Source organism: Streptomyces sp. NPDC004561 (genome assembly GCF_053602155.1).
Genome location: NZ_JBSGDB010000073.1, coordinates 1 through 25295, shown reverse-complemented (window position 1 = coordinate 25295; position 25295 = coordinate 1). Strand labels below are relative to the sequence as shown.

Below are 25295 nucleotides of genomic sequence, written 5' to 3'. Positions count from 1 at the left end.
CTCATAACCCAGAGGTCGCAGGTTCAAATCCTGTCCCCGCTACTGAAGGCTCAGGGCCGGAATCCAACAATGGACTCCGGCCCTGAGTGTTTTCCGTGCTCCCCCACCTCCGACAGGCCGAGTGGCGTACGTCACAGCAGGTCATCCGCTCGGTCCACAGCGGTCGCCCGCCGCCCGCGCTCCGGCCACGCTGGAGCCACGTCGGACATGTGGGAGACAAGCGGTGCGCCCTGGTGAGGTGGAGGAGGAGAGCACGTACGCCGGGGCGGGCGGCCGGCTCCCCGGCGACCCCGTGCCCGACCCGGGTCTCGGCGACGAGCCCGCGCCCGCACCGCAGAACCGCCGTCCGGTCCCGCGCGCAGTGGCCCGCGCCCTGCCCACCCTGCTGATCGCGGGCGGCGTCCTCTACGGACTCCTCACCCCGAAGGAGTTCACCGCCGTCCCCTTCTTCACCGCCGCCGCGCTGATCGCCGCCCCCCTGTCCTCGCTGCGCACCACCCTCGTCACCGGGCTCGCGTCTCTCGCCGCGATCTACGCCGTGCACGCCGAGGCGGGCCTCGACCCGGCCGTCGCCACCGTCACCGACCTGGTCACCGTGGCCACGGTCGCCCTGCTGGCCGTCGCCATCAACCGCGTGGTCCGCCGCGGCGACCGGCGGCTCGCCTCCGCCCGGGAGATCGCCGAGGCCGCCCAGCGGGCCGTGCTGCCGGAGCCGGCCGCGCGGATCGCCGGCCTCGACATCGCGGCCCGGTACGAGGCGGCCCAGCAGGACGCGTTCATCGGCGGCGACCTGTACGCCGTGCAGGACAGCCCGTACGGCGTCCGGCTGGTCGTCGGGGACGTGCGCGGCAAGGGCATGGGTGCGGTCGCCGCCGTGGCCGTGGTGATCGGGGCGTTCCGGGAGGCCGCCGAGCAGTAGGCCGACCTGGAGGCGGTGGCGCAGCGGCTGGAGCGGGCCCTCGCGCGCGAGGGCACCCGGCGGGACGTCGTCGACGCCTTCGAGGGGTTCACCACCGCCGTCCTCGTCGAACTCCCGCACGGCGAAGGGGTCGTACGGATCGTCAACCGCGGCCACCCGCCGCCGCTGCTGCTGCACGCCGACGGCTCCCTGCGCACCCTGGCCGGGCCCGAGGCCGCGCTGCCGCTCGGGATGGGCGATCTGGGCAGGTGGCCCGACCGCGCCCTGGAGGCCGGCTTCCCCGGCGGGGCCACCCTGCTGCTGTACACCGACGGCCTGTCCGAGGCCCGGGACGCCCACGGCCGGTTCTACGACCCCGAACGGCGGCTCGCCGGACGGGTCTTCCCCGGTCCCGGCGCGCTGCTCGGCCGGCTCGCCGAGGAGGTGCGGCGGCACTCCGGCGGCGGGATGGCGGACGACATGGCGCTGCTGGCCGTGCGACGCCCGTGACCGTCTTCACCCAGGGTGATCGGACGGAAGCCCTCCGCATAACATCTGAGTCACCATCAAAACCTGCGTGACTCATGAACCTTGGCCAACTCGCCCGGTTTGCAGGGATCCTGACCGGTAAGTCCGCGGCCGAAAGCCGTAATGATCAAGCGGAACGGCTTGGAAAGTGAGAGCCGGGTCTATTAACGTTCGATAACGCAGCGCGGTCGTCCCAGCCGTCACAAGAGGCGGCTCCGTGCGCACGCGCCGAATCCCGTAAGGGAACCGGGGAACCACCACCCTGGGGTGAATCACGCGGATACCGTCGTCGACTCGGTGAGCCGACGTCCGATATACGCGCGTAGGAGACCTTCCTGCTCCGAACCCGTCAGCTAACCCGGTAGGCGGAGGAAGGAAAGGAGCACGCCCGCGTGGCGTCCAACCGCCCTGCCCCAGAAGCCCCGTTCGTGCCGGCTCAGCGTGACTCCGAGTCCTTCGGCTACGGCTCCTTCCCCAGCGACGAGGGCCCCTGGGAGGAGTGGAACCCCACCGAGGACTCCGTCGCCCCGCTCCGCGGCCGGCACCGTGTCGCCAAGCAGCGCGGCGGCTTCGCGCGCAGCTCCACCGTCCTCGGCGTCGGCGTGATCGCCGCGGTCGGCGCGGGCGGCATGGCCAGCGCCAACACCGGCAAGCCCCCGGTCTCCATCTCCCTGCCGGACCTGTCCTCCGTGGAGCACCTCTTCGGCGGCGGCTCCTCCGACGCGCACAAGGCCACGACCGACACCGCGCTCAGCAACGTCGGCCGGACGGCCACCGACAGCGGCAAGAGCACCGGCGCCGGCGAGGCGCTGCGCAACCGGATCATGGCCCAGGCCGACAGGCAGCAGGGCCAGGCCGACAGCAGGGCCACCGCCGCCGCGCTCGCCGCCGGCGAGAAGCAGACCGCCGAGACGGCCGCCCAGGCGGAGAAGGACGCCGCCGCCAAGGCCGCCGACGCCAAGAAGCAGGCGGAGGCCGACGCCCGGCAGGCGGCCGCCGACGCCAAGAAGGCGGCCGAGGCCAAGCGGCTCGCCGAGCTGGCCAAGGAGTACACGCTCCCGGTCGTCTCGTACACGATCACCGGCACCTTCGGGCAGCCCGGCGCCATGTGGGCCTCCGGCTACCACACAGGCCTCGACTTCGCCGCCCCCACCGGCACCCTCATCAAGGCCGTCCACAGCGGCACCGTCACCCAGGCAGGCTGGGCGGGCGCCTACGGCTACCGCACGGTCGTCACCCTGGACGACGGCACGGAGCTGTGGTTCTGCCACCAGTCCTCGATCAACGTCTCGGTCGGCCAGAAGGTCTCCACCGGCGAGGTCATCGGGCGGGTCGGCGCCACCGGCAACGTCACCGGACCCCATCTCCACCTGGAGGTCCACCCGAACGGCCAGGCCACCGCCATCGACCCGGCGCCGTGGCTGCGCTCGAAGGGCCTCAACCCCTGACGGGACCCTTCGGCGGAATCCGGCACCGGCAGCGGAATGCGATCATCCGCTGCCGGTGTTGACGTAGAGCATGACTTCTCTGCGCAAACTCGGCTCCTCCGACCTCGAGGTCTTCCCGCTCTCCCTGGGCGGCAACGTCTTCGGCTGGACCGCCGGCGAGGAGACCTCCTTCGCCGTCCTGGACGCCTACACGGCCGCCGGCGGCAACTTCGTGGACACCGCCGACGCCTATTCGGCCTGGGTCGAGGGCAACAAGGGCGGCGAGTCCGAGACGATCATCGGCAAGTGGACCAAGGCCCGCGGCAACCGCTCCGACGTCGTCATCGCCACCAAGGTCAGCCAGCACCCCGAGTACCAGGGCCTGTCCGCGGCCAACATCGGGGCCGCCGCCGACGCCTCCCTGCGCCGCCTGGACACCGACTACATCGACCTCTACTACACCCACTTCGACCAGCCCGACGTGCCGGTCGAGGAGATCATCGGCGCCCTGGACGAGCTGGTGAAGGCCGGCAAGGTCCGGCACATCGCCGCCTCCAACATCAGCGCCGAGCGGCTCCAGGAGTCCCTCGACTTCTCCGCGCGCGAGGGCCTCGCCCGCTACGTCGCCCTCCAGCCCCACTACAACCTGGTCTCCCGCGACACCTACGAGGGCCCGCTCCAGGACCTCGCCGCCCGCGAGGGACTGTCCGCCGTCCCCTACTACTCCCTCGCCTCGGGCTTCCTGACCGGCAAGTACCGCCCCGGTACGACGGTCGACAGCGCCCGCGCCGGCCGGGCCGCGCAGTACGCGGACTCCGAGCGCGGCCGGCGGGTCCTCGCCGCCCTCGACGAGGTCGCCGCCGCCCACGACGCCCCGGTCGCCACCGTGGCCCTCGCCTGGCTGGCCGCCCAGCCGACGATCACGGCCCCCATCGCCTCGGCGCGGACGGTGGAACAGCTGCCCGCGCTCCTCGGGGTCGCGGAGCTGCGGCTGACCGAGCAGGAACTGGACCGCCTGACGCGCGCTTCGGCGTGACACGCCCCGGCGGTCACGTCCGATACGGGTTGTAGACGGGATACGGCACCGCCGGATACCCGTACCGCGGCCAGTACGCGGGAGCGGGCAGGGCGGTGCGGGCCGCGTACTCCAGAGCCGGCCGGGCCAGCTCCCTGCGCTGCCACAGCTCGTCCAGCAGCTCCCGCTCCCGCACGACGAAGTCGGCCCCGGCGCGCCCGCGCCGCCCCCGCTGCCGCAGCAGCGCCAGCGAGGTGGCGGACGCCTCGTACTGCGCCACCGCCCGCGCCGCGGGCCGCCCGGCGTGGTGGCGGGCGTAGTCCCGGGCCATCCGCCGGGCCCGCATCGAGCCGAGCGCGAGCGGCTCGGTGGGTCCCAGCCACCCCGCGGGGACGTACGTCGGCAGCTCCTCCCGCACGGTCCGCAGCTCCCGCTGCCGGGTCCAGATCGCGAGCCAGGTCAGCAGCCCGAACACGGGCACCATGAACGCGCCGTAGACGGCGAAGAACCCGAACGGGCCGAAGGTGGAGGAGCCGTTCCAGAACGCGTGCATGCTCATCGCGAGCAGCAGCCCGCACGGCGGCACCAGCACCCGCCGGACGTGCTGCCGTTCCGCGGACAGCGCCGCGACGCCGAAGCCGATGCCGGTGAGGACGGTGAACAGGGGGTGCGCGAACGGGGACATCACGATGCGCACGAAGAAGGTGGCGGCGGTGACGGAGGCGATGCCCTGGCCACCGGTGAGCTGGTCGGTCCCGAAGGCCGTGCCCAGGTAGAGGATGTTCTCGGTGAACGCGAAGCCGGTGGCGGTGATCCCGGCTATCACCACCCCGTCCACGATCCCGGTGAAGTCGCGTCTGCGGAAGAGGAAGACCAGGAGCACGGCAGCGGCCTTGGCGGACTCCTCGACGATCGGAGCTATCACGGTCGCGCCGAGGGTGTCGGCGCCCGCCGGGTCCGCGGTGGAGGCGGCTATCCACTTCGTCGCGAAGCTGTTGGCCACGATGGCGATGAGGGCCGCCGCACAGGCGCCCCAGGCGAAGGCGAAGACCAGGTTCCGCCAGGGGCCGGGCGCCACCCGGTCCAGCCAGCGGAAGGCGGCTATCAGCCAGGGCACGGGCAGCACGGCCAGCCCGAGCCCCACCAGGAACCCCTCCGTGCCGGTCTGCCGGCGCACCAGCGCGAGGATGACCAGCCCGGACAGGGCCAGCAGGGTGATCAGCGCCCCGTACCGCACCCATCGGCGCTGCCACCAGTGCGGGTGGTGGAGCACACCGTCGCCGGTGTTCGGTGGATACGTCGGATACGGAGGACAGGTGGCCACGGCATCGACCCTAACGGGGGCGGAGCGAGGGGCTGGAGCGGATTACCGGTCCTGGTGACGGACCGGCTGATCGGCCTGGTCGTCGGCCGGGCGATCGATCCGGGCGCGGTCCCCGTGCGGTACGCGGCGGAAGAGCAGATCGTTCACCACATGTCCCTTGTCCAGTCCCTGTCCCTCGAAACGGGTCAGCGGCCGGAACCCGGGCCGGGGCGCGAAACCGCCGTCCGCCTGCGTGTTCTCGAAGTCGGGATGCGCGTCGAGCACCTCGAGCATCTGTTCGGCGTACGGCTCCCAGTCGGTCGCGCAGTGCACGATCGCGCCGGGTCTGAGCCGGGTCGCGGCGAGGGAGAGGAACTCGGGCTGGATGAGCCGCCGCTTGTGGTGCCGCTTCTTGGGCCAGGGGTCGGGGAAGTACACCCGCAGTCCGTCGAGCGCGTCGGGCCGCAGCATCTCCCGGAGCAGGATGATGGCGTCGCCGTTGCCGACCCGGACGTTGGACAGTCCGTTCCGGTCGGCGAGATTGAGCAGATTGCCCTGGCCGGGGGTGTGCACGTCGACCGCCAGGACGTTGGTGCCGGGGTCCGCGGCGGCCATCTGCGCGGTGGCCTCGCCCATCCCGAACCCGATCTCCAGGACGACCGGACGGTCGTTCCCGAACAGCTCGCCGAGGTCGATCACCTGCTGCCCGTCGATGTCCAGCCCCCACTTGGGCCACAGCCGCTGCAGCGCGTCCGCCTGCCCGGCCGTCACCCGGCTGCGCCGCGGCTGGAAGCTGCGGATCCGCCGCTCGAAGTGCGACCCGGCGGGATCCGCCTTCGGGCCGTCCGGGAACCGGGGCTCCCCCTTGGCCCGGGTATGCCGGATGGAGGCACCGTGGGCGTGCGGTGCCGCGTGCAGGGCTTCGGGGGTGTTCAGCGCATCAGACACAGTAAGCCCAATTTTAGGGCGCGCCTGCGGCCAGACGGACCGAGCGGCCGCCTCGGGCGCCACTCTCCCGGCCGAGCGGGCATCGGCACCGCGCCTACAGCGAGCCGAGCATGCCGAGCGCCCGGCGGCCGATCTCCCGCCCGATCGGCAGCGAGGCGGTGGCGGCGGGCGACGGCGCGTTGAGCACATGCACCGCCCGGGCCCCCTCCCGGATCAGGAAGTCGTCCACCAGCGTCCCGTCCCGCAGCACCGCCTGCGCCCGCACCCCCGCGGGCGCCCGGACCAGATCGTCGGCCTCCGCCGCGGGCAGCAGCCTGCGCACCGCGTGCAGAAACGCCCCCTTGGACACCGAGCGGCGCAGCTCCCCCGCGCCGTACCGCCAGTGCCGCCGCGCGATCGCCCAGGACCCCGGCCACGCCACCGTCCCGGCCAGCTCCCGGGGGCGTACGACCCCCCAGCCGTACCCCTCCCGGGCCAGCGCCGGCACCGCGTTCGGCCCGATGTGCACGCCGCCGTCGATGCCCCGGGTCAGATGCACGCCGAGGAACGGGAACGCCGGGTCCGGCACCGGATACACCAGCCCCCGCACCAGCTCGGGCCGCGCCAGCTCGTAGTACTCCCCGCGGAACGGCACGATCCGCACGCCGGGCTCGTCCCCGGTCAGCCGGGCCACCTCGTCGCAGTGGAGCCCGGCGCAGTTCACCAGCACCCGCCCGCGCACGACGTCCCCGCCCGCGGTGAGCACGGCCACGCCCCGCTCCGGCCGCCGGTCGACCCGGACCACCCGGGCGCCGTAGCGGATCTCGGCGCCCGACGCCCGCGCGAGCTGCCGGGCCACCCCGACGAAGTCGCACACGCCGGTCGTGCCGACGTGTATGGCGGCCAGTCCGCGCACCTCCGGCTCGTACTCGGCGATCTGCGCCGCGCCCAGTTCGCGCACCGGGATGCCGTTCTCCCGGCCTCGCTGCACGAGGGCGTGGAGCCGCGGCAGCTCCTCCCGCCCGGTGGCGACGATCAGCTTGCCGGTCACGGCGTGCGCGATGCCGTACTCGGCGCAGAACTTCACCATCTCGGCGGCGCCCCGCACCGCGTACCGCGCCTTGAGCGAGCCGGGCCGGTAGTAGATCCCGCTGTGGATGACGCCGCTGTTGCGTCCCGTCTGGTGCCGGGCCGGTCCCGGCTCCTTCTCCAGCACGGTCACCCGCGTACCCGGCGCCGCCCGCGTGATCGCATACGCCGTCGACAGCCCGACGATCCCCCCGCCGATCACCAGCACGTCGCAGTCGTACGCACCCTCCCGCACCTGCACCACCTCCCACCTCGATAGTGCACTGCGCCACTGACAACGCCTTCAAACGCGGCCGGTGTGCGGTGTTCGCTACGGTCGGCGGGAGCCGGCCGGGTCAGGCGGGGGCCATCATCAGCAGCGGCCGGGCCCGCTCCCGCAGCTCCACCACCCGCGGCTCGTCCCCGTACGGCTCCAGCCGGTGCAGCAGGTCCTTCACGTACTCCGTGGTGCGCGCGGAGGAGATCCGCCCGGCCACCTCCACGGCCCGCACCCCCTGCTCACAGGCGGCGTCCAGGTTGCCCGACTCCAGCTCGGCGACGGCCGAGACGACCAGCCGCAGTCCGTGCGACCGCACGAACTCCTCCGTCGGCTTCGACAGCGCCTGCTCGGTGAACCGCCGGACCTGACGCGGCGCCTTCAGATCGCGGTAGCACTCGGCGGCGTCCGCGGCGAACCGGTCGTAACCGTAGAAACCCAGCCAGGTCGGGTCGTTGTCCCCCTCCCTGGACCGCTCCAGCCATCCCTCGGCGGCCTTCAGGGCGCCGCCCGCCGCCTGCGCGTCTCCCGCGCGCGCGTGGGCCCGCGCCTCGACCAGCCGGAAGAAGCTCATGGTGCGGGCGGTCGCCAGGCCCCGGTTGCGCTCCAGCGCGGCCTGCGCCAGGTCGACGCCCTCGTCGCCGAAGCCGCGGTACGTCGCCTGCAGCGACATGGAGGCGAGCACGTACCCCCCGAGCGGCACGTCGGCCGCCGCGCGGGCGAGCCGAAGGGCCTGGATGTAGTACCGCTGCGCGGCCTCCTGCTGGCCGGTGTCGAAGGCCATCCAGCCGGCGAGCCGGGTGAGTTCGGCGGAGGCGCCGAACAGGGCGCGGCCGACCTCGTCGGAGTAGGCGCCGAGCAGCAGCGGCGCGGCCTCCACCCGCAGGCACTCCGGCACCATCGACGAACGCCAGTCGCCGCCTCCGTATTTGGAGTCCCAGCGCCTGGCGTCCTCGGCGGCCTCCCGCAGCTTCTGCACATCGCTGTGGCCGACTTTGATCGGTGCGCCGGAGCACTCGACGGAGCCCGTCTCCCGCGCGACCGAGCTGTCGGCGGGGGTTATCAGCCATCGTGAGGCGGGCGTTGCGTATGCGCTCACTGCGAACGAGCCCGCCAGGGACTGCCAGATGCCGCCGGAGCCGGCCCGGCGGCCGGCGAGGTCGAGGCGGTACAGCTCCGTGGCCGACCGCACCGCCTGTCCCACGTCTCTGGGGAAGGCGAGGCCCACTTCGGGGGCGGGATCCGCGTCCGCCAGGCCGATCTCGTGGAGCGGCACCGGGCGGCCGAGCTTCTGGCCGATGGCGGCCGCGATGAGGTGCGGGGCCGCGCCCTGCGGCACCATCCCCTTCGACACCCAGCGCGCCACCGAGGTCTTGTCGTAGCGAAGAGTCAACCCGCGTTGGGCGCCAAGGTCGTTGACGCGTCGCGCGAGTCCTGCGTTGCTGATTCCCGCGAGGGCGAGAACGGCGCCGAGCTTTTCGTTCGGCCCGCGTTGCTCCCTGGACATGCGCCACCCCTCGACACAGACGGCTGCCGCGCTGGCATAACCACGCGGCATTCGTAAACCCAGCGTAGTTCGCCGCATCCCAAGCGTTAAGGGGCATTGTTCCGGTTGGCGGGATTGTGGTCCGTACGGAAGTGCGGTCCTGTACGCACCGTGCACGGCCTGTCGCCGCGTGCCCCCGCTCGTGTGGCCGTGCGCCCGTCCGTGCGCTCTTCTCCGGCCAAGTGCGGAGCGGGTTCCATAGGTCTTGCGTGGGTCGGCCCGCTGTACTGGATCCAGTGGGCTGGGGGACACCGCCACCTTCATCCCCGCGGGTGGCGGACCGGTCCGGGGGGCGGTGGCCGCCTCCCGGACCGTGCGCGCGCCCACGGCGCCCCGCGCACCCCAGGCCTGTACGGAGCGTGCTCAAATCCGGCGCGCCGCCGCGCATTTGGCCGAAAATCGACCCCGGTGCATGCGCTTGATTTCCGCTCCCACCATGCGACTTGAGGGCGCGAAGGGCGTTTTCGGGGAGCGTTTCGGGGGCGCATTCGAGTCGCACCCTTCCGGAGCCGTCCGGACCCGCGGCACCCGGCCGCTCGTCAACTTCCGTTGCCGTCCCACGATCGAAGGCGGTGTCACCGCCGCTCCACAGCGCTTCCTTCATGGCAGCATGGGGAACCGGTTCGTACGGTGCACTGGTTGTCCACAGTCTGTGGAGGCGTCGATGCGGTGGTTGGTGGGTTGGAGCAGCACCGCCGCGGGCGTCGCCGGGTTCGGCTCCGCGGGCGCCATGGGGTACGACGGCGAGACCCTGCACCCGGTCGGCTCCCAGCTCCTGTGGGGCGACCCGGATCCGCTGTGGGCCGTCGGCGACTGGCGCCCGGACGAGGTGCGCGTGGTGCGGGCCGACGGAGAGAACCGGATCGCCGTCCTCGGCATCTGCGGCGCCTCCGACGACGAGCTGCGGCGCGGCCTGTTCACCGCGCGCGGGGGCGCGCTGCGCCATCTGACGAACTGGCCCGGCAGCTACACGGCCGTCGTCCAGGTGGGCCGCCGCATCACCGTCTGCGGCGACCTCGCGGGCGCGCGCCCGGTGTTCCACACCCCCTGGGCCGGCGGCACGGCCTACGCCACCGCCGCGCTGCCCCTGGCCGACCTCATCGAGGCCAACCTCGACTTCGGCCACCTGGCCGCCCTGCTCGCCGCCCCCGACGTGCCGGCGGCGCTGCGCGACACCACCCCCTACGAGGGGGTACGGCGGATTCCGCCGGGGCACGCGCTGGTGCTGCGCGCCGGGGCGCGGGAGATCGCCGGGTACGAGCAGGTCGCCTCCCTCGCCGTGGCCGCGCCCCCGGCCGACCCCGACCGCGCCGTGGACGCCGTACGGGACGCCCTCGTCGAGGCGGTCCGCACCCGGCTGTCGGCCCCCCGGCACGTGCCCGACCTCGACCCCGGGCCGGTGCCCGGGATGGGCCCCGCCGAGCGGCGGGCCCGGCGCGGGATGCCGGTGCCCGGCATCGGCGCCGACCTGTCCGGCGGGCCGGCCTCCGGCACCCTCGCGCTGCTGGCCGCCGGGCTGCCCGGCAGACCCGGCACCCTCCTCGGCCACGGCACGGGCGCGGGCGAACGGCTCCTCGCCGTCACCTTCAACGACCTCGCCGTGGGCGGCCGGGAGGCCGAGCTCGAACGCGCCGGCACGCTCGCCGCCAACCCGCGCCTGCACCACGTGGTGGTCACCGGCGGCGAGGACGTCCTGCCCTACGCCGACCTCGACGGCCCCCTCACCGACGAACCGGGACCCTCGCTGGCCTCCGCGGCCTCCCACCGCGCCCGGCTCGCCGCCGGCAGCGCCGACCACTTCACCGGGCACGGCGCCCGCCAGGTCCTCGACGCCCACCCCGCCCGCCTCGCCGACCTCCTCATGGACCGCCGGCGGCGCCATCTGGTCCGGCCGGTCGCCGCCCTCGCGCGTGCCGACGGCTCGGTGATGGTCCCCGCGCGCGTGTACGGCGCGGCCAGACGGCTCGCCCGCACCCCCTACCGGACGGGGCTGGAGGCGCTGGCCGAGCGGCTGATGCGGCGCCGGTTCGACGAGCCCAAGGGAGCGGTCGGCGCGTCCCTCGCCGCGCTGACCTGGGCCAGACCCGGGCCGGCGGCCCGCTGGCTGACGGGGGAGGCACTGGCTGAAGTATCGGTTCTGCTGGGGAGCGCCGCGGACCGCTCCGGCACGGGCGCCCAGCGGCCCGGCGACCATCGCGCGCGTGCCGCGCTCGCCCGCTACGCCGCCGACCTGCGTGTCCTGGAACAGGCCGCCGAGATCCGCTCCCAGCGTCTGCACGCGCCCTTCCTCGACAACCAGGTCGTGCGCGCCTGCCGCGAACTCCCCGAGGCGCTGCGCGTCCAGCCCGGCGCCCGGGCCGCCATCCTCCGTACGGTCCTGGAGGGCGCCGGCGTCACCGACCTCCCGCCCGGCTGGGGCGCCCCCTCCCACGCCTCCTCCGCGGCCGCCGCGCGCGCGGGCCTGCGCATGGCCGCCGACCCCCTCCTGGACCTCTTCTCCAGCCCTCTCCTGGCGGACGCGGGCCTCGTGGAGGCGCGGGTGATCCGCAAGGCCGTCCGCTCCGCCGCGGCCGGCGACCCCCTCCCCCTGGACGGCCTCGCCGAACTGGTCTCCCTCGAACTCTGGCTCCGCCGCCTCCTCTCCCGCCGGGGCACCTGCTGGACCGGCACCCCGGCACGCGCGCGTGCGGTGCCGTCCGGAATCCAGCCGAGGAGGGACGCGCTGGCCTCGGGCGCGTGAGGATGCCCCGCTGGGGTTAGGGGGCGCGGTCGGCTGCGTTGCACGCGGTGGGCGGGGGAGAAGCCGAGAGCGGGGGAGGCGCCGCTCGCACCTCGCGGCGGGCAGCCCCAGATCCCGCCCGGCTCCGATCGCCGCCCAGCCCCGGTACCGATCCCGCCCGGCCCCCGCACCACGCGCCGACGGAGCGGCGCCGAGTCAAACCCCGTCGACCCGCTCCCGGCCCCCCGCCACAATGACCAGGTGCGGTACAGAATCCTGGGCGTAACCCAAGTGACGGACGACCAGGGCACCCCCGTACCCGTCGGCGGCCCCCGGCTGCGCACGCTGCTCGCCGCCCTGGCCCTGCGCCCCGGCCGCACCGCCGCCCCCGAGACCCTCATCGACGAGGTCTGGGCGGCCGACCCGCCCCAGGACGCCCCCGCCGCCCTCCAGGCCCTCGTCGGCCGGCTCCGCCGCGCCCTCGGCAGGGACACCATCGCCTCCACCCCCGGCGGCTACCGCCTCACCGCCACCGAGGACGACGTCGACCTGTACGTCTTCGAACGCCTCGCCCACACCGGCACCAAGGCCCTCGCCGACGGCGACCCGGCCACCGCCCACCGCACCCTCACCGAGGCCCTCGGCCACTGGCACGGCCCGGCCCTCGCCGACCTCCCCGACCGCACCGCGGCCACCCGCTTCGAGGCCCTGCGCCTGGAGGCGACCCGCGCCCGCGCCGCCGCCGCTCTCGACCTGGGCCGCGCCCAGGACGTCGTACCGGACCTGAAGGAACTCACCGCGGCCCACCCCTACGACGAGCCGCTGCACGCCCTGCTCATCCGCGCCCTGCGCGACACCGGCCGCCCCGCCGACGCCCTCGCCGCCTACGAGTCCGCCCGCCGCACCCTCGCCGACACCCTCGGCACCGACCCGGGCCGGGAACTGCGGGCCCTGCACTCCTCGTTGCTGAAGCAGGAGACGCCCCCCATCGCCCCGGCGCCCGCCCGGCCCCAGGAGCGGACGGGCAACCTCCGCCCCCGTCTGACGTCCTTCGTCGGGCGGGAACCGGAACTCGAAGCCGTTCGTTCCGACTTGCACAGGGCCCGCCTGGTCACGCTCACCGGACCGGGCGGCTCGGGAAAGACCCGCCTCGCCGAGGAGGCCGCCGCGGCCCTCTCCCCGGCCTGGCTGGTCGAGCTGGCCCCGCTCGACCATCCGGAGGCGGTGCCCGGCGCGGTGGTCAGCGCGCTCGGTCTGCGCGAGACCGTGCTCCTGAGCACCGACCTGGCGACCCCGCAGGCCGACCCCACGGCCCTGCTGATCGAGCACTGCGCCGCGCGCAGCCGGCTCCTGATCCTTGACAACTGCGAACACGTCATCGGCGCGGCCGCCGCCCTCGCCGAGACCCTCCTCACCCACTGCCCCGGGCTCACGATCCTCGCGACCAGCCGTGAACCCCTGGGCGTCCCCGGTGAGTCGGTGCGCCCGGTCGAGCCCCTCGCCCCGGAGCAGGCGCACCGCCTCTTCGCCGAGCGCGCGAAGGCCGTCCGTCCCGGCGCCGACGCGGTGCTCCGCGACACCGCGGCCGTGGCGGAGATCTGCCGCCGCCTGGACGGGCTGCCGCTCGCCATCGAACTGGCCGCGGCCCGGCTCAGACTGCTGACCCCGCGCCAGATCGCCGACCGGCTCGACGACCGCTTCCGCCTGCTCACCTCCGGCAGCCGCACGGTCCTGCCCCGTCAGCAGACCCTGCGCGCGGTCGTCGACTGGTCCTGGGAGCTGCTGGACGAGCGCGAGCGCACGGTGCTGCGCGAGGCGTCGGTCTTCGCCGGCGGCTGGGACCTCGCCGCCGCCGAGGCCGTGTGCTCCGGCCCGGCGGCGGACCTCGTCGGGGCGCTGGTCGACAAGTCCCTGGTCGTGGCCGCCCCGGACGGCCCCGGGGCTTCCGGCGGCATGCGCTACCGGATGCTGGAGACCATCCACGAGTACGCCACCGAGCGCGCGGCCGAGGCCCCCGAGCTGCGCGCCACCGCCGAGCGCCGCCATCGCGCCTGGGTGCGCGCGCTGGTCGTGGAGGCCGAGCCGTGCCTGCGCTCCGCCGGCCAGCTTCCCTGGATCTCCCGCCTGGAGACGGAACTGGACAACATCCGGGCGGCCCTGGACCGCGCCGTGCGCACCGGGGACGAGTCGGAGGCGGGCGCGATCGTCCTGGCCATGGGCTGGTTCTGGTGGCTGCGCAACTACCGCCAGGAGGCGGTGACCTGGGCGCGCCTGGTCCTGCGCCTCGGCGTGGCCTTGGACACCCAGGCGGCCGGGGACGGCGACGGGGACCTGGCGGCACTGCTGGAGTCGGCCGACCCGGTCGGCGCCCTGCTCGCCGCTCCCGACGGCGAGGCCCGGCATCCGCTGCGGGAACTGCGCATGGACCTGCGGATGCTCGACCTGTTCCTGACGGCCGAGTCGAACACGGAGAACCTCGCCGCCGGTGACCGGGCCGCGCGGTACCTCGCGCGCGTGCGGGAGGCGTACGAGCACGGCGGACCGCAGGCCGCCCGGCTCCCGGGCATCGTCTGGCCGCTGACCGGCTACCACCTGGGCGGCGCGGCGGCCGTCGTCCCCGACATGGCCGCCGCCGTCGCCAACTGCCGTGCCTACGGAGGCGACTGGGAGGTCGCGGTCACGCTGATGTACCGCACCCATGTGATCGTCGACTCCCCGGGCAATCTGCGGGGCGTGGACGAGGACCTGGCCGAGCTGCGGGTGCTCAGCCGCCGGGTCGGGGACCGCTGGATGCGGGCGCAGGTGTGCAGCGCGGCCGGCGAGGCGGCCATGGCACGCGGCCGGTTCGACGAGGCGCGCGGCGAGTACGAGGAGGCGCTGCGGCTCGCCTACGAGGTGGGCGCCTACGCGGAGTCGCCGTTCCTGATGGCACGGCTCGCCGAGATCGCCTACCGCTCCGGCGACCGGGAGACCGCGCTGGCCGACCTCGACGCGGCGGGCACGGCCGCCGACCGGTACGGGGTGGCGGAGGCGCGGGGCTTCGTGCTGCTGATGCGCGCCCACATCGCGGTGCACGACGGGCGGACCGCCGAGGCCCGGGAGTTGTACGAGGAGACCTGCGCGGTCGCCCGGGGAGGCACCCCGCCGCCGCAGTTCGCGGCAATGCTGCGGATGGTCGAGGCACTGCTGGTGGCCACGGAGTCGGGCCCGGAGCACGGCCTGCCGATCCTGGCCGAGGCGCTGCGGCAGGCGGTGGAGCAGCACTGCGCGGAGTCGATCACCGGGGGACTCGTGGACGTCGCGGCCGGCCTGCTGGCCCGGCTCGGCGACCTGCCGGGCGCGGTCCGCCTGTACGAGGCGTCCGACCGCTGGCGCGACGGCCGTCCGCGCTCCGAGCCGGAGCGTGGCGAGGCCGACCGCGTGCTGGCCGGCGCCCGCGCGGCCCTGCCCGCCGACCGCTACGCGGCCGAGCGCACCCGCGGCGCGTCCTACGGCGTGGCGGACGTCCTGCGGGAGCTCGGGGCGAGGACGCCCACCGGCGAGCAAGGCTAGGGCCGGCTACCGGCAGGTGAACCGGGACCCCGCCCAGTCCGCGAGCGCGACCCGGCCGGAGGCGCCGCGGTGCGGAGCCACGACGAGCCGTACGGCCTTGCGCCCGGTGAGGTCCACATGGACGGGGACGGCCGGGTCCCGGCCGTCGACCTTCCCGGACTGCCACAGCCGGACCCCGTCGGCGTAGACGGAGAAGGAGACCTTGCCGAGGCCGAGGGTCATGTCGTCCACACCGGCCAGCGCGTCGTAGGCGGTGCACTGCCGGTTGAGGGCGATCGTGACGAAGGAGCCGCCGTGGACGGTCGCCCCGCGCGCGTACCGCTTGCCGTCGATCGACATGCCGTGGCGCTGCCACACCCAGCTGCTCTCGCCCAGCGCGATCTCGGGCCGGGTGCCGTCGCCCTCGACGTCGTAGCGCAGGTCGCTCAACTCGTAGACCACCGCGGCGGGCGGCGTCGGGGTCGGCGTGGGAGTCGGCCTGGGGCTGGGCTCCGGGGCGGGGGTGGGCGCCGGCTTCGGCTTCCGCGTGGGCTGCGGAGCCGGTGTGGCCGTCGGGGCCGGGCTGGGCGTGGGGGCCGGCCGGGGGGCGAGCGCCACCGGCTCGGGCGTGGGCTTCCGCCTCGGCGGGGTGGGCCTCGGGGGCTGCGGCCGTACGAGCGGCGCGGACGGCGAGGGCTCGGCGGCCTCCCTCGCCGGCTGGCCGTGGTCCACCAGGGCGAGGGCCACCACGGCGGCGGCGACCGCGACGACACCGGCCGCGATGCCCACCTTCACCGGTGCCGCGAGCCCCTCCGCGGCGGCGGCACCGCCGGCCCCACCGGAGGACCCGCCGGCCGCGGCGGCACCCGCGGCCCCGGCCCCGGCGCTGCCGGCCACGATGCCGAGCGCCTTGGCGTATCCCGCGGCCCCGAACCAGCCGAGGACCGCGACCGGGACGACCCCCGGGATGCCGCTCGCGACCTCATCGAGCTGCGCGGCCGCAAGCCGGCACCCGGCGCACTCCTCCAGGTGCTTGCGCAGGCCCCGCTCGGCGCGGACGCGGAGCTTGCGGCGGGCGTAGGTGCCGAGCTGGTCGGCGTAGCGGGCGCACTCCTCGTCGCCGGTGAGGGCGGCGCTCACGTGGGCCTGGAGGTAGGCCTGCTTCAGCCCCTCACGCGCGCGGCTGGCGAGCACGCGTGTGCCGTTGGCGTCCAGCCCGAAGAGAACGGCCACCTCGCTCGGGGACTCGTCCTCCACCTCGGTGTGCCACAGCACGGCCTGCCAGCGCTCGGGCAGGGAGCGGAAGGCCCGCATGGCCATGGACTGCTCGGCCTCGTGCAGGGCGCGGACATCGGCGCCCGGGTCGAGGCTGCCGCCGTCGGAGACCTCCGGCGCCCAGGCGGACCGCTGGGCGAAGGCGACGAAGTCGTCGACGAGTTGTTCCCGCCGGGAGGACCTGGCCCAGTGCGCGGCGACGCGCCGTACCGAGGTCAGCAGATAGGCCCGCACGGCGTGCTCGGGCCCCGAACCGCCGCGCACCGCCTGGAGCATGCGGGCGAAGACCTCGGCGGCGAGGTCGTCGGCGGTGTGCCCGTCGCGGCAGCAGGTGCGCGCATAGCGCCGCACCGCGTCGGCGTGCCGCCGGTACAGCGCCACGTACGCGGAGTCGTCGCCGCCCCGCATACGCTCGATCAGCTCGCCGTCGCCGGGCGGCACCTCCCGCGCCGGCGGCAGAAGGCCGCCCTCGCGCTGGGCCGGCACGCTCCGGCCGGCCGGGCCGCGCTCCGGCTCCGCCCGACCACCCTGACCGGGCACCCGCGGCGAGCTCAGGCCCACGGCCTCCGTGTCGTCGTCACCGCGTGACCCGCCCCACCCGTCAACGCCCATCGCGGAAAGCCCCCGACACCGGCCCAGCCCAACCCGTCACGGGCTCAGACTGCCACATTGTCTATTCTTCAAGGACCCATCGGACATCCTGTCACCCATCCGAGCACACCCCCACGAACAGCCCCGAACACCACCCGGCCGAGCGAGCCAACTCCCGTGAATCGGCACGGTGGTAGGCCGCCGACGGTGGAGTGCCCGCCGAGCCCCGCAAGCTCCCGGCGCCGGACGCGGCCCGCAAGGGCCACCCGCACCCCGAACGGCAGGGCAGAGCCGCTCGGGATGCGGGTGGGAACGAGATCCCCTCGTGGGTCCGGCCGCTACGCGGGACGCGACCGCAGGCCCTCCAGGAGGATGTCCAGCAGCCGCGCGGACGCCGCCGCCTGCTGCGCGGCATCCGGCAGGGACGGCGCCGCCGTGGCGATCACCAGCAGCACGTCGGACACGGACACGTCCGGCCGCAACTCACCCGCCGCCCGGGCCCGCTCCACCAGCTGCCCGACCACCTCGAGCAGCGCCCCGACCCCGCTGGTGTCGGACGGCACCACAGGCTCCTCGGACACCAGCCGCAGCTCACCGGCGGCGGGCTGCACCCGCTGCTGCGGCACCCGGGCCTCCTCGGCGGCACCCGCCGGGCCGGCGGAGCCGACCCGCAGCACCTGCGGCGGCAGCAACCGCCCCGCCCCCGACGCGACAGACGTCCGCAGGAACCGGGACAGCGCCGACCACGGCTCGTCCTCCTGCCCCAGCGCGGTCCGCGCCTGCTCGGTCAGCCGCGCGGTCTCCTCCTCGGCTATCCGGCGGACCAGCACGTCCTTGCTGGGAAAGCGCCGGTACACCGTGCCGACCCCGACCCGCGCGCGCCGCGCCACGTCCTCCATCGGCGCGCCGTACCCCAGCTCGCCGAACACCTCACGCGCCGCACGCAGCACGTGCTCCAGATTGCGCTGTGCGTCCACCCGCAGCGGCGTCGTACGCGGCCCGTCCGCGCGTCCGTTGCCCGCCGCCGGGCTCATCGCCCCGCCACCGGTCGCGACGGCGGTTGCGGATGACCAATGCGTGTCCTGAACATGCATGCTTTCCCCCGGTAATGACGTCTCCCCCCGGAGACTCCCCGCCACTGATTCCGGAGTGCGCGGAAGTAACACCGATCGCTACCGGGTCCGCCCGTCGCGGCACCCGCTCGACCACAATCCCTACACCCCGTCGACACACGAACATAGTTGAGAGGCAGTCAATTCAGAAGGGGCAGGTTCCGCACAGTGCGCCCCCCGATCGGAGTACGGGTCATGTACGTCCCGATTCCCCACCTTCGTTCCCTCTCGTCCGCCCCCGCTGACCTGCCCCCTTTCGTCCCGTCCGAACACCGCGCCCGGCCCGGCGCACACCCGGCCGCCGGTCACACAAATTGTCGGGGCTGTGGACAAACAACAGCGCCGGGTGCGTCATGGGACGGTGAAGGAACGTGCGCGCATTCTGGTTGTCGGCGGCGGCTACGTCGGGATGTACACGGCCCTGCGTCTCCAGCGGAAGCTGAAGGCCGAGCTCGGGCGGGGTGAGGTCGAGATCACCGTCGTCACCCCCGACCCCTACATGACGTACCAGCCGTTCCTGCCCGAAGCGGCCGCGGGTTCGATTTCCCCTCGTCATGTCGTCGTACCGCTGCGTCGCGTTCTGGACCACTGCCATGTCGTCACGGGCGAGGTGACCTCCATCGACCACGCGGTGCGCACCGCCGCCGTCACCACCCTCGCCACCGAGGAGGAGGGCCGGGCCGCCGAACTGCTCGGCTACGACGAACTCGTGCTCGCCCCCGGCTCCATCTCCCGCGCCCTGCCCATCCCCGGCCTCGCCGAGTACGGCATCGGCTTCAAGACCGTCGAGGAGGCCATCGGGCTGCGCAACCACGTCATCGAGCAGATGGACATCGCCTCCTCCACCCGCGACCCCGCCATCCGCGACGCCGCCCTCACCTTCGTCTTCGTCGGCGGCGGCTACGCGGGCGTGGAGGCGCTCGGCGAACTGGAGAACATGGCCCGCTACGCCGCGCGCTACTACCACAACGTCCGCGCCGAGGACATGAAGTGGATCCTCGTGGAGGCCACCGACCGCATCCTCCCCGAGGTCGGCGAGGAGATGGGCCGCTACACCGTGACCCAGCTGCGCCGCCGCAACATCCAGGTGCTGCTGGACACCCGCCTGGAGTCCTGCGCCGACCGGGTCGCCGTGCTCAGCGACGGCCAGCGCTTCCCGACCCGTACGGTCGTGTGGACCGCCGGCGTCAAGCCCCACCCGCTGCTCGCCGCCACCGACCTGCCGCTCACCGGCCGCGGCCGTCTGAAGTGCACCGCCGAGCTGACCGTCGACGGCGCCGAACACGCCTGGGCGGCGGGCGACGCGGCCGCCGTACCCGACGTCACGGCCGCCGAACCCGGCACCGAGACCGCCCCCAACGCCCAGCACGCCGTCCGCCAGGCCAGGGTCCTCGGCGACAACATCGCGCACGCACTGCGCGGCGAACCGCTGGAGACCTACGCGCACCGGTACGTCGGCTCGGTCGCCTCCCTCGGCTTCCACAAGGGCGTCGCCCAGGTCTACGGGCGCAGGCTGAAGGGCTACCCTGCCTGGTTCATGCACCGCGTCTACCACCTCAGCAGGGTGCCCACCTTCAACCGCAAGGCGAGGGTCCTCGCGGAATGGACCCTCGCCGGGCTCTTCAAACGGGAGATCGTCTCGCTCGGTTCACTCGAACACCCGCGAGCCGAGTTCGAACTCGCGGCCGGTGGAAAGCCTCCTCACAGCCCCTCGGACGACCCGAAGGAGTCGTCCTGACCGGACCGAGGAACTCCACGGACCGCTCAGGCGTCTGACGGATGTCGCCGCGGCCCGCTTCCTGCCAGACTGCCCACGTCCTCGGACGGGTCACCCGCCCGCCCTCAGCACCCACGAGGCTTTCCCCACAGTGAACTTCACGCGCTGGAGCGCCCGGCTCCCCGGAACGCAGCGCCGCGCCGCCGCGCGGACCGAGCCCCCGGCCTCCCCGGACCGGCGGGGGGAAGGCTCCGTCCCCGCGGCCCGCGCCGAACAGCCGGCCGACGGCACCTCGCCGGTGCCCGCCGTCGACGAACTGCCCGCGCGCGACGTCCTGGACCGCGTCCCGGCCCTGGTCGCCCTCGTCCACGGCCCCGACCACCGCATCGCCTACGTCAACGACGCCTACACCGCCGCCTTCGGCACCCGCCCCACGGACGCGCCGGCCCGCGAGGCGCTGCCCGAACTCGCCGAGCTGGGCCTGCTCCCGCTCCTCGACCAGGTGCTGCGCAGCGGCAAGCCCCGCACCCTGAAGTCCCGCAGGGCGGTGGACGGCCGCTCGTACACCTTCACCTGCACCCCCGTCGCCGAGGACGGCGACCGCGACGGCGGCGTGCTGGTCTTCGCGACCGACGTCACCGACCACGCCGAGGCCGCCGAGCGCCTGCGCGCCAGCGAGCGCCGCCAGCGCGAGACGGCGGTGACCCTACAACGCTCGCTGCTCCCCCAGGAGCTGGAGCAGCCCGACGACCTGCGCATCGCCGCCACCTACCAGCCCGGCGGCACCGAGGCCGCGGTCGGCGGCGACTGGTACGACGTGATCACCCTCGGCGGCGGCCGCACCGCCCTGGTCATCGGCGACGTGATGGGCCGGGGCGTGCGCGCCGCGGCCGTCATGGGCCAGCTCCGCACGGCCGTCCGCGCCTACGCCCGCCTGGACCTGCCCCCGCACGAGGTGCTCCAGCTCCTCGACGGCCTCGCCACCGAGATCGACGCCAACCAGATCGCCACCTGCGTCTACGCCGTCCACGACCCCACCGAGGGCCGGCTGGTGTACGCCTCCGCCGGGCACCTGCCGATCCTCGTCCGCGACGAGAACGGCACGGTCTCCCGCGCCGACGAGCCCACCGGCCCGCCGCTCGGCACCGGCGGCTGGATGCACTCCTCCGGTTCCATCGCCCTCGGCCCCGGCGCCACCGCCGTCCTCTACACGGACGGCCTGGTCGAGCGCAGGGACGAGGACCTGGACGAGGGCATCGCCGCGCTGGAGGGCGCCCTCGCCGGCGCCACCGGCACCCCGCAGGTCGTCTGCGACCGCCTCGTCCGCTCGGCCGGCGTCACCGCCGACCACGACGACGACGTGGCCGTCCTGGTCCTCCAGCACCCGGCGCGCACGGGTCCCGACGGCGACCTCTTCCGCAACGCGGCCCTGGAACTCCTCGGCGGTGTCGAGGCGGCCCCGCGCGCGCGTGCCTTCGCCTCCGGCGTCCTCACCAGCTGGCGTTTCCCCGCCGAACTGCACGACCTCGGCGTCCTCGCCACCAGCGAGCTGGTCGCCAACAGCCTCCAGCACGGCACCCCGCCCATGCGTCTCAGACTCCGCCGCACCGACCGCAGGCTCATCGTCGAGGTCACCGACGGCGACGACCACCTGCCCCGGCGCCGCCGAGCCGAACCGGGCGACGAGTCCGGCCGGGGCATCGCGATCGTGGCGACGATCGCCTCGAACTGGGGCTGCCGCCGCACCCCCGGCGGCGGCAAGGCGGTGTGGTGCGAGTTCGTCCTCCCCAGGGCGAGACCATGACCCGCGGCCCCGGCCGCCCGCGCGGCACCCGCCCGGACACCGCGCCCGGTGTGAGAAGCTCCCCCATGGCAGACACACACCGCAGCAACGAAGGCCCAGAGGGGTACGACGTCCAGAGCGCCCCGATCATGGGCCCGTTCGTGGCCGAGCTGCTGGACGCGGTGGACCTCGGCCCCGGGGACGCCGTCCTGGACCTCGCCTGCGGCACGGGCTTCGTCGCCCACGCGGCCGCCCCCCTGGTCGGCCCCACCGGACGGGTCTTCGGCGCCGACATCGACGAGGGCATGATCAGGGTCGCCCGGGATCGCCACCCGCGCCTCTACCCGGACATCGAATTCACCGCGGCCCCCGCCGACCGCCTCCCCTACGACACCGCCGTCTTCGACGCGGTCGTCTGCCAGCAGGGCGCCCAGTTCTTCCCCGACCTGACCGCCGCCCTCACCGAGGCGGCCCGCGTCACCCGGCCGGACGGCCGCTTCGCCGCCACCGTCTGGGCCCCCGTCGAACGCCAGCCCTACTTCCTCGCCGAGCAGGTCGCCCTTCAGGAGTACGGCGGCCCGGAGACCCCCGGCCACTTCGCGCGGGCGTTCACCCGCACCGCCGAGCAGCTCACCACCGCCCTGCGCGCGGCCGGCTACCGCGACACCGCCCACCGCGAGGTCACGTTCGCCATCGCCCTGCCCCCGCTGGACACCTACGCCTACGACCACCTGTCCGCCCTCTGGGGCAGCCTGGTCAAGCAGGCCGGCGGCACGGAGGCCCTCACCCGGGCGGCCCGGCTGGTCCGCGACGAGCTCGCCGGGCACACCGCCGCCGACGGCACGGCCACGCTCCCCTTCACCGCACTCCTGGTCACGGCGACCCGCTGACACCCCCGGCCGGCATACGACGACGGCCGCCACCCGGAGGTGACGGCCGTCGCGGACCGGCGGGGCTCACGCCTCCGCGGCCACCGGCTCCGCGGGCGCCCCGCCGTGCGTGACCACACGGCTGCCGCGCGCCGTCCACGGCCGGTCCTGCACGGGGGTGAGCCCCCGGCCGAGCCGCAGCGCCAGACAGGTGATCCCCAGCGAGAACAGCAGGAAGGTCACGATGTACGGCCCGTGCAGCGAGGCCCCCAGGGGCCCGCCGACCGCCGGACCGACGGCCAGCGCGAGCTGCTTGACCAGCGCGAACGCCGAGTTGTACTGCCCGGCCATGCCCTCCGGCGCCAGATCGGCGACCAGCGGGGCGACCGTCGGCGACAGCATCGCCTCGCCCAGCCCGAACAGCGCGTACGTCGACACGAAGGCGGCCGTGGCCATCTCCCGGCTGCCGTGCCCCAGCCCCGCGTACCCGGCGGCCAGCCAGGCCACGGCCCAGATGAGACCCACCGCGGCGATCACCCGCGAGCGCCGGCGCCGCTCCACGAACCTCAGCACGGCGAACTGCGCGACCACGATCATCAGCGTGTTCGCGGCCAGCGCCGTGCCCAGCGCGGAGGTGGATATCCCGGCGGCCTCCACGCCGTACGCGCTCAGCCCCGACTCGAACTGCCCGTAGCAGGCGAAGAAGAGCACGAAGCCCAGCACACACAGCTGCACCATCGCCCGGTTGCCGAGCAGCTGCTTCCAGCCGCCCTTCGACGACCGCGCGGGCGCGCCCTCGATCCGCGGCGAGTGCGGCATCCGCACCGTCGACATCACCACGACCAGCAGCAGGAACACCGCCGCCTCGATCGCGAACAGCAGGGTGAACGACGACACGCGCGTGGTGTCGACCAGGTGACCGCCGATGAGGCCGCCTATCCCGAGCCCCAGGTTCTGCAGGAAGAACTGCGTCGCGAACGCCCGCGAGCGGGTGTCGGCCGTCGAGCAGTCCACGATCATCGTCGCCAGCGCCGGCTGCATCACGGCCTGCCCGGCACCGAGCGCGACCGCGGCCGCCAGTACGGCCGCCGCACTGCCCGCGAGTCCCAGGCCCAGCGCCCCGAGCGCGGCGGCGACCAGGGCGGCGAGCAGGACCGGCAGCGGGCCGCGCCGCACGATCGCCCGGCCGGCGAACGGCAGCACGATCAGCGCGGCCACGGCGAAGACGGCGAGCACGAGTCCCGCCGTCATGGCTCCCAGGCCCCGCACCTGCGCCACATAGACATACAGGTAGGGGACCGTGAAGCCGAGCCCGAAAGCGCTGAGTGCGTTGCCCACGTGGATCCGGCGCATCGCTGCGCCCCTCGCCCTGGTCACGTTCACCTCTCTCAGTAGTTAGCCCTGAAGACTTCAAAGCTAAAGTTCGAAGCTAAAGAGTACACAGTGAAGGACTTCAAGGCAAAGGGACTGCGTGCGATACTGGCGCCCATGGCCGACACCCCGGACGTCGCCGAGCCGACGCTCGAAGAACAGATCGCCGCCTACCAGCGCGAGTTCCAGGACCTCGACCCGCAGGTCGAGAAGATCGTGTCGGCGCTGTCCCGGCTGAACCGCCGGATGAACGTCGCCTACGGCCGCCAGACCTCCGGCCTCGGCATCAGCAACGCCGAGTGGGAGGTCCTCAAGGCCCTCGTGCTCTCCGGTGCCCCGTACCGCATGGGCCCCAGCGACCTCGCGAAGCGCCTCGGTCTCACGCCGGCCGCCATGACCCACCGGATCGACCGCATGGTCTCCGAAGGACTGGTGACCCGTGAGCGGGACGAGTCCAACCGAGTGAGGGTCATCGTCGAGCTGACCCCGGAGGGGCGAGAGAAGTGGCTGGAGGCAATGCGCCTGGCGACCGTGTTCGAGGAGGACCTGCTCCAGGACCTCACGCCGGCCGAGCGTGCGGTGCTCGGCGAGGTCCTGACCAGGCTCCTGCGCAGGGTGGAGCACGCCCAGCCGGACGCCGGCGGCCGCCTCAGCGACCTCGACTGAGACCGACGGAAAAAATCTTGACAGGGTGGGTTGACACGCCCATCGTCCGTCCGTAAAGTTCTTCGGGTTGCCACGGAGCCGTAACGCTTCTGCGGCAGCACCTCAGCCGCTTCGAGCGGCACCCTCACACCACAAGCACGATCTCCCAACGGGGTTGTTTTCGGCGTGCCCGAATTCAATTCGAATAGGGACTCGGCGGCCCGATTGGGAATCGCTGGACGGATCCGCTAGGGTTTGAGACGTCGGAACGGCCCAACGGCCGGGAGGACAAGCCCCGCTGACTGGGGGTCAGGCCCGAAAGGATCTGATAGAGTCGGAACCGCCGGAAAGGGAAACGCGAGAGCGGGAACCTGGAAAGCACCGAGGAAATCGGATCGAGAAAAGATCTGATAGAGTCGGAAACACCGAAGGGAAGCCCGGAGGAAAGCCCGAGAGGGTGAGTACAAAGGAAGCGACCGTTCCTTGAGAACTCAACAGCGTGCCAAAAATCAACGCCAGATATGTTGATACCCCGTCTCCGGTCGTCAGATCGGGGCGAGGTTCCTTTGAAATAACACAGCGAGGACGCTGTGTGCGAGGGGACTATTCCTCCTCTCGCACCGCTCTCGTGGTGTTCAACCGGATTACCGGTAAACATTCACGGAGAGTTTGATCCTGGCTCAGGACGAACGC

15 protein-coding genes, 1 pseudogene and 1 riboswitch are annotated in these 25295 nt (G+C 73.8%); of the genes and pseudogenes, 9 read left to right on the top strand and 7 right to left on the bottom strand.

Annotated elements, in window-relative coordinates:
* The first annotated feature begins 223 nt into the window (after positions 1 to 223).
* The 3 genes and pseudogenes from ACWEN3_RS12975 (at position 224) to ACWEN3_RS12965 (ending at position 3889) form a co-directional block, all read left to right on the top strand.
* Positions 224 to 1408 (top strand): annotated as a pseudogene (locus ACWEN3_RS12975) (PP2C family protein-serine/threonine phosphatase).
* Between the two features lie 234 nt (positions 1409 to 1642).
* Positions 1643 to 1809: riboswitch (cyclic di-AMP (ydaO/yuaA leader) on the top strand.
* A gap of 9 nt (positions 1810 to 1818) precedes the next feature.
* Positions 1819 to 2874, top strand: coding sequence for a M23 family metallopeptidase (locus ACWEN3_RS12970; protein WP_452969325.1), 1056 nt, complete (start codon positions 1819 to 1821; stop codon positions 2872 to 2874).
* A 70-nt stretch (positions 2875 to 2944) separates the two neighbouring features.
* Positions 2945 to 3889 carry an aldo/keto reductase gene (locus ACWEN3_RS12965; protein ID WP_452969322.1) on the top strand — a complete coding sequence of 315 codons (945 nt, stop codon included), beginning with the start codon at positions 2945 to 2947 and terminating at the stop codon, positions 3887 to 3889.
* A gap of 13 nt (positions 3890 to 3902) precedes the next feature.
* Here ACWEN3_RS12965 and ACWEN3_RS12960 read toward each other — a convergent pair whose 3' ends face one another.
* From ACWEN3_RS12960 to ACWEN3_RS12945, 4 genes are all read right to left on the bottom strand, one after another.
* Positions 3903 to 5192 (bottom strand): PrsW family intramembrane metalloprotease, encoded by a 1290-nt coding sequence (locus ACWEN3_RS12960; RefSeq protein WP_452969320.1) that lies wholly within the window; start codon positions 5190 to 5192, stop codon positions 3903 to 3905.
* A 42-nt stretch (positions 5193 to 5234) separates the two neighbouring features.
* Positions 5235 to 6119, bottom strand: a complete 885-nt coding sequence (gene trmB / locus ACWEN3_RS12955) for a tRNA (guanosine(46)-N7)-methyltransferase TrmB (RefSeq protein ID WP_452969318.1) — start codon at positions 6117 to 6119, stop codon at positions 5235 to 5237.
* 94 nt (positions 6120 to 6213) lie between these two features.
* On the bottom strand, positions 6214 to 7431 hold the full coding sequence (gene lhgO / locus ACWEN3_RS12950; RefSeq protein ID WP_452969316.1) for an L-2-hydroxyglutarate oxidase: 1218 nt from the start codon (positions 7429 to 7431) through the stop codon (positions 6214 to 6216).
* A gap of 91 nt (positions 7432 to 7522) precedes the next feature.
* Positions 7523 to 8950: an MFS transporter gene (locus ACWEN3_RS12945; RefSeq protein WP_452969313.1), complete on the bottom strand. Its 1428-nt coding sequence runs from the start codon at positions 8948 to 8950 to the stop codon at positions 7523 to 7525.
* Positions 8951 to 9653: 703 nt separating this feature from the next.
* On the opposite strand from ACWEN3_RS12945, the gene ACWEN3_RS12940 reads away from it, so the two are divergent.
* The gene (locus ACWEN3_RS12940) at positions 9654 to 11729 is read left to right on the top strand and encodes an asparagine synthase-related protein (protein WP_452969311.1); all 2076 of its coding nucleotides are present in this window, start codon (positions 9654 to 9656) and stop codon (positions 11727 to 11729) included.
* Between the two features lie 240 nt (positions 11730 to 11969).
* Positions 11970 to 15260 (top strand): BTAD domain-containing putative transcriptional regulator, encoded by a 3291-nt coding sequence (locus ACWEN3_RS12935; protein WP_452969308.1) that lies wholly within the window; start codon positions 11970 to 11972, stop codon positions 15258 to 15260.
* Between the two features lie 6 nt (positions 15261 to 15266).
* On the opposite strand, the gene ACWEN3_RS12930 is transcribed toward ACWEN3_RS12935, so the two are convergent.
* Positions 15267 to 17126, bottom strand: coding sequence for a sigma-70 family RNA polymerase sigma factor (locus ACWEN3_RS12930; RefSeq protein ID WP_452969305.1), 1860 nt, complete (start codon positions 17124 to 17126; stop codon positions 15267 to 15269).
* A 317-nt stretch (positions 17127 to 17443) separates the two neighbouring features.
* Complete coding sequence (locus ACWEN3_RS12925; RefSeq protein WP_452969302.1) at positions 17444 to 18199, bottom strand: TetR/AcrR family transcriptional regulator; 756 nt, start codon at positions 18197 to 18199, stop codon at positions 17444 to 17446.
* Positions 18200 to 18578: 379 nt separating this feature from the next.
* On the opposite strand from ACWEN3_RS12925, the gene ACWEN3_RS12920 reads away from it, so the two are divergent.
* The 3 genes from ACWEN3_RS12920 to ACWEN3_RS12910 all read left to right on the top strand — a co-directional run bounded on the left by ACWEN3_RS12920 (position 18579) and on the right by ACWEN3_RS12910 (position 22607).
* Positions 18579 to 19955, top strand: a complete 1377-nt coding sequence (locus tag ACWEN3_RS12920; protein WP_452969300.1) for an NAD(P)/FAD-dependent oxidoreductase — start codon at positions 18579 to 18581, stop codon at positions 19953 to 19955.
* Positions 19956 to 20085: 130 nt separating this feature from the next.
* Complete coding sequence (locus ACWEN3_RS12915) at positions 20086 to 21738, top strand: ATP-binding SpoIIE family protein phosphatase (RefSeq protein ID WP_452969298.1); 1653 nt, start codon at positions 20086 to 20088, stop codon at positions 21736 to 21738.
* A 65-nt stretch (positions 21739 to 21803) separates the two neighbouring features.
* Positions 21804 to 22607, top strand: a complete 804-nt coding sequence (locus tag ACWEN3_RS12910) for a class I SAM-dependent methyltransferase (protein WP_452969296.1) — start codon at positions 21804 to 21806, stop codon at positions 22605 to 22607.
* Positions 22608 to 22673: 66 nt separating this feature from the next.
* Here ACWEN3_RS12910 and ACWEN3_RS12905 read toward each other — a convergent pair whose 3' ends face one another.
* Positions 22674 to 23939 carry an MFS transporter gene (locus tag ACWEN3_RS12905; RefSeq protein WP_452969329.1) on the bottom strand — a complete coding sequence of 422 codons (1266 nt, stop codon included), beginning with the start codon at positions 23937 to 23939 and terminating at the stop codon, positions 22674 to 22676.
* 135 nt (positions 23940 to 24074) lie between these two features.
* Here ACWEN3_RS12905 and ACWEN3_RS12900 point away from each other — a divergent pair, with 135 nt between their 5' ends.
* The gene (locus ACWEN3_RS12900) at positions 24075 to 24623 is read left to right on the top strand and encodes a MarR family winged helix-turn-helix transcriptional regulator (protein WP_452969327.1); all 549 of its coding nucleotides are present in this window, start codon (positions 24075 to 24077) and stop codon (positions 24621 to 24623) included.
* Positions 24624 to 25295: the final 672 nt, after the last annotated feature.

What these genes read in the sequence shown, in the direction of transcription:
- ACWEN3_RS12945 (WP_452969313.1), bottom strand. Translation starts at nt 8,950, where the DNA reads ATGTCCAGGGAGCAACGCGGGCCGAACGAAAAGCTCGGCGCCGTTCTC.
- ACWEN3_RS12910 (WP_452969296.1), top strand. Translation starts at nt 21,804, where the DNA reads ATGGCAGACACACACCGCAGCAACGAAGGCCCAGAGGGGTACGACGTC.
- ACWEN3_RS12940 (WP_452969311.1), top strand. Translation starts at nt 9,654, where the DNA reads ATGCGGTGGTTGGTGGGTTGGAGCAGCACCGCCGCGGGCGTCGCCGGG.
- ACWEN3_RS12965 (WP_452969322.1), top strand. Translation starts at nt 2,945, where the DNA reads ATGACTTCTCTGCGCAAACTCGGCTCCTCCGACCTCGAGGTCTTCCCG.
- ACWEN3_RS12905 (WP_452969329.1), bottom strand. Translation starts at nt 23,939, where the DNA reads ATGCGCCGGATCCACGTGGGCAACGCACTCAGCGCTTTCGGGCTCGGC.
- ACWEN3_RS12925 (WP_452969302.1), bottom strand. Translation starts at nt 18,199, where the DNA reads ATGCATGTTCAGGACACGCATTGGTCATCCGCAACCGCCGTCGCGACC.
- ACWEN3_RS12900 (WP_452969327.1), top strand. Translation starts at nt 24,075, where the DNA reads ATGGCCGACACCCCGGACGTCGCCGAGCCGACGCTCGAAGAACAGATC.
- ACWEN3_RS12930 (WP_452969305.1), bottom strand. Translation starts at nt 17,126, where the DNA reads ATGGGCGTTGACGGGTGGGGCGGGTCACGCGGTGACGACGACACGGAG.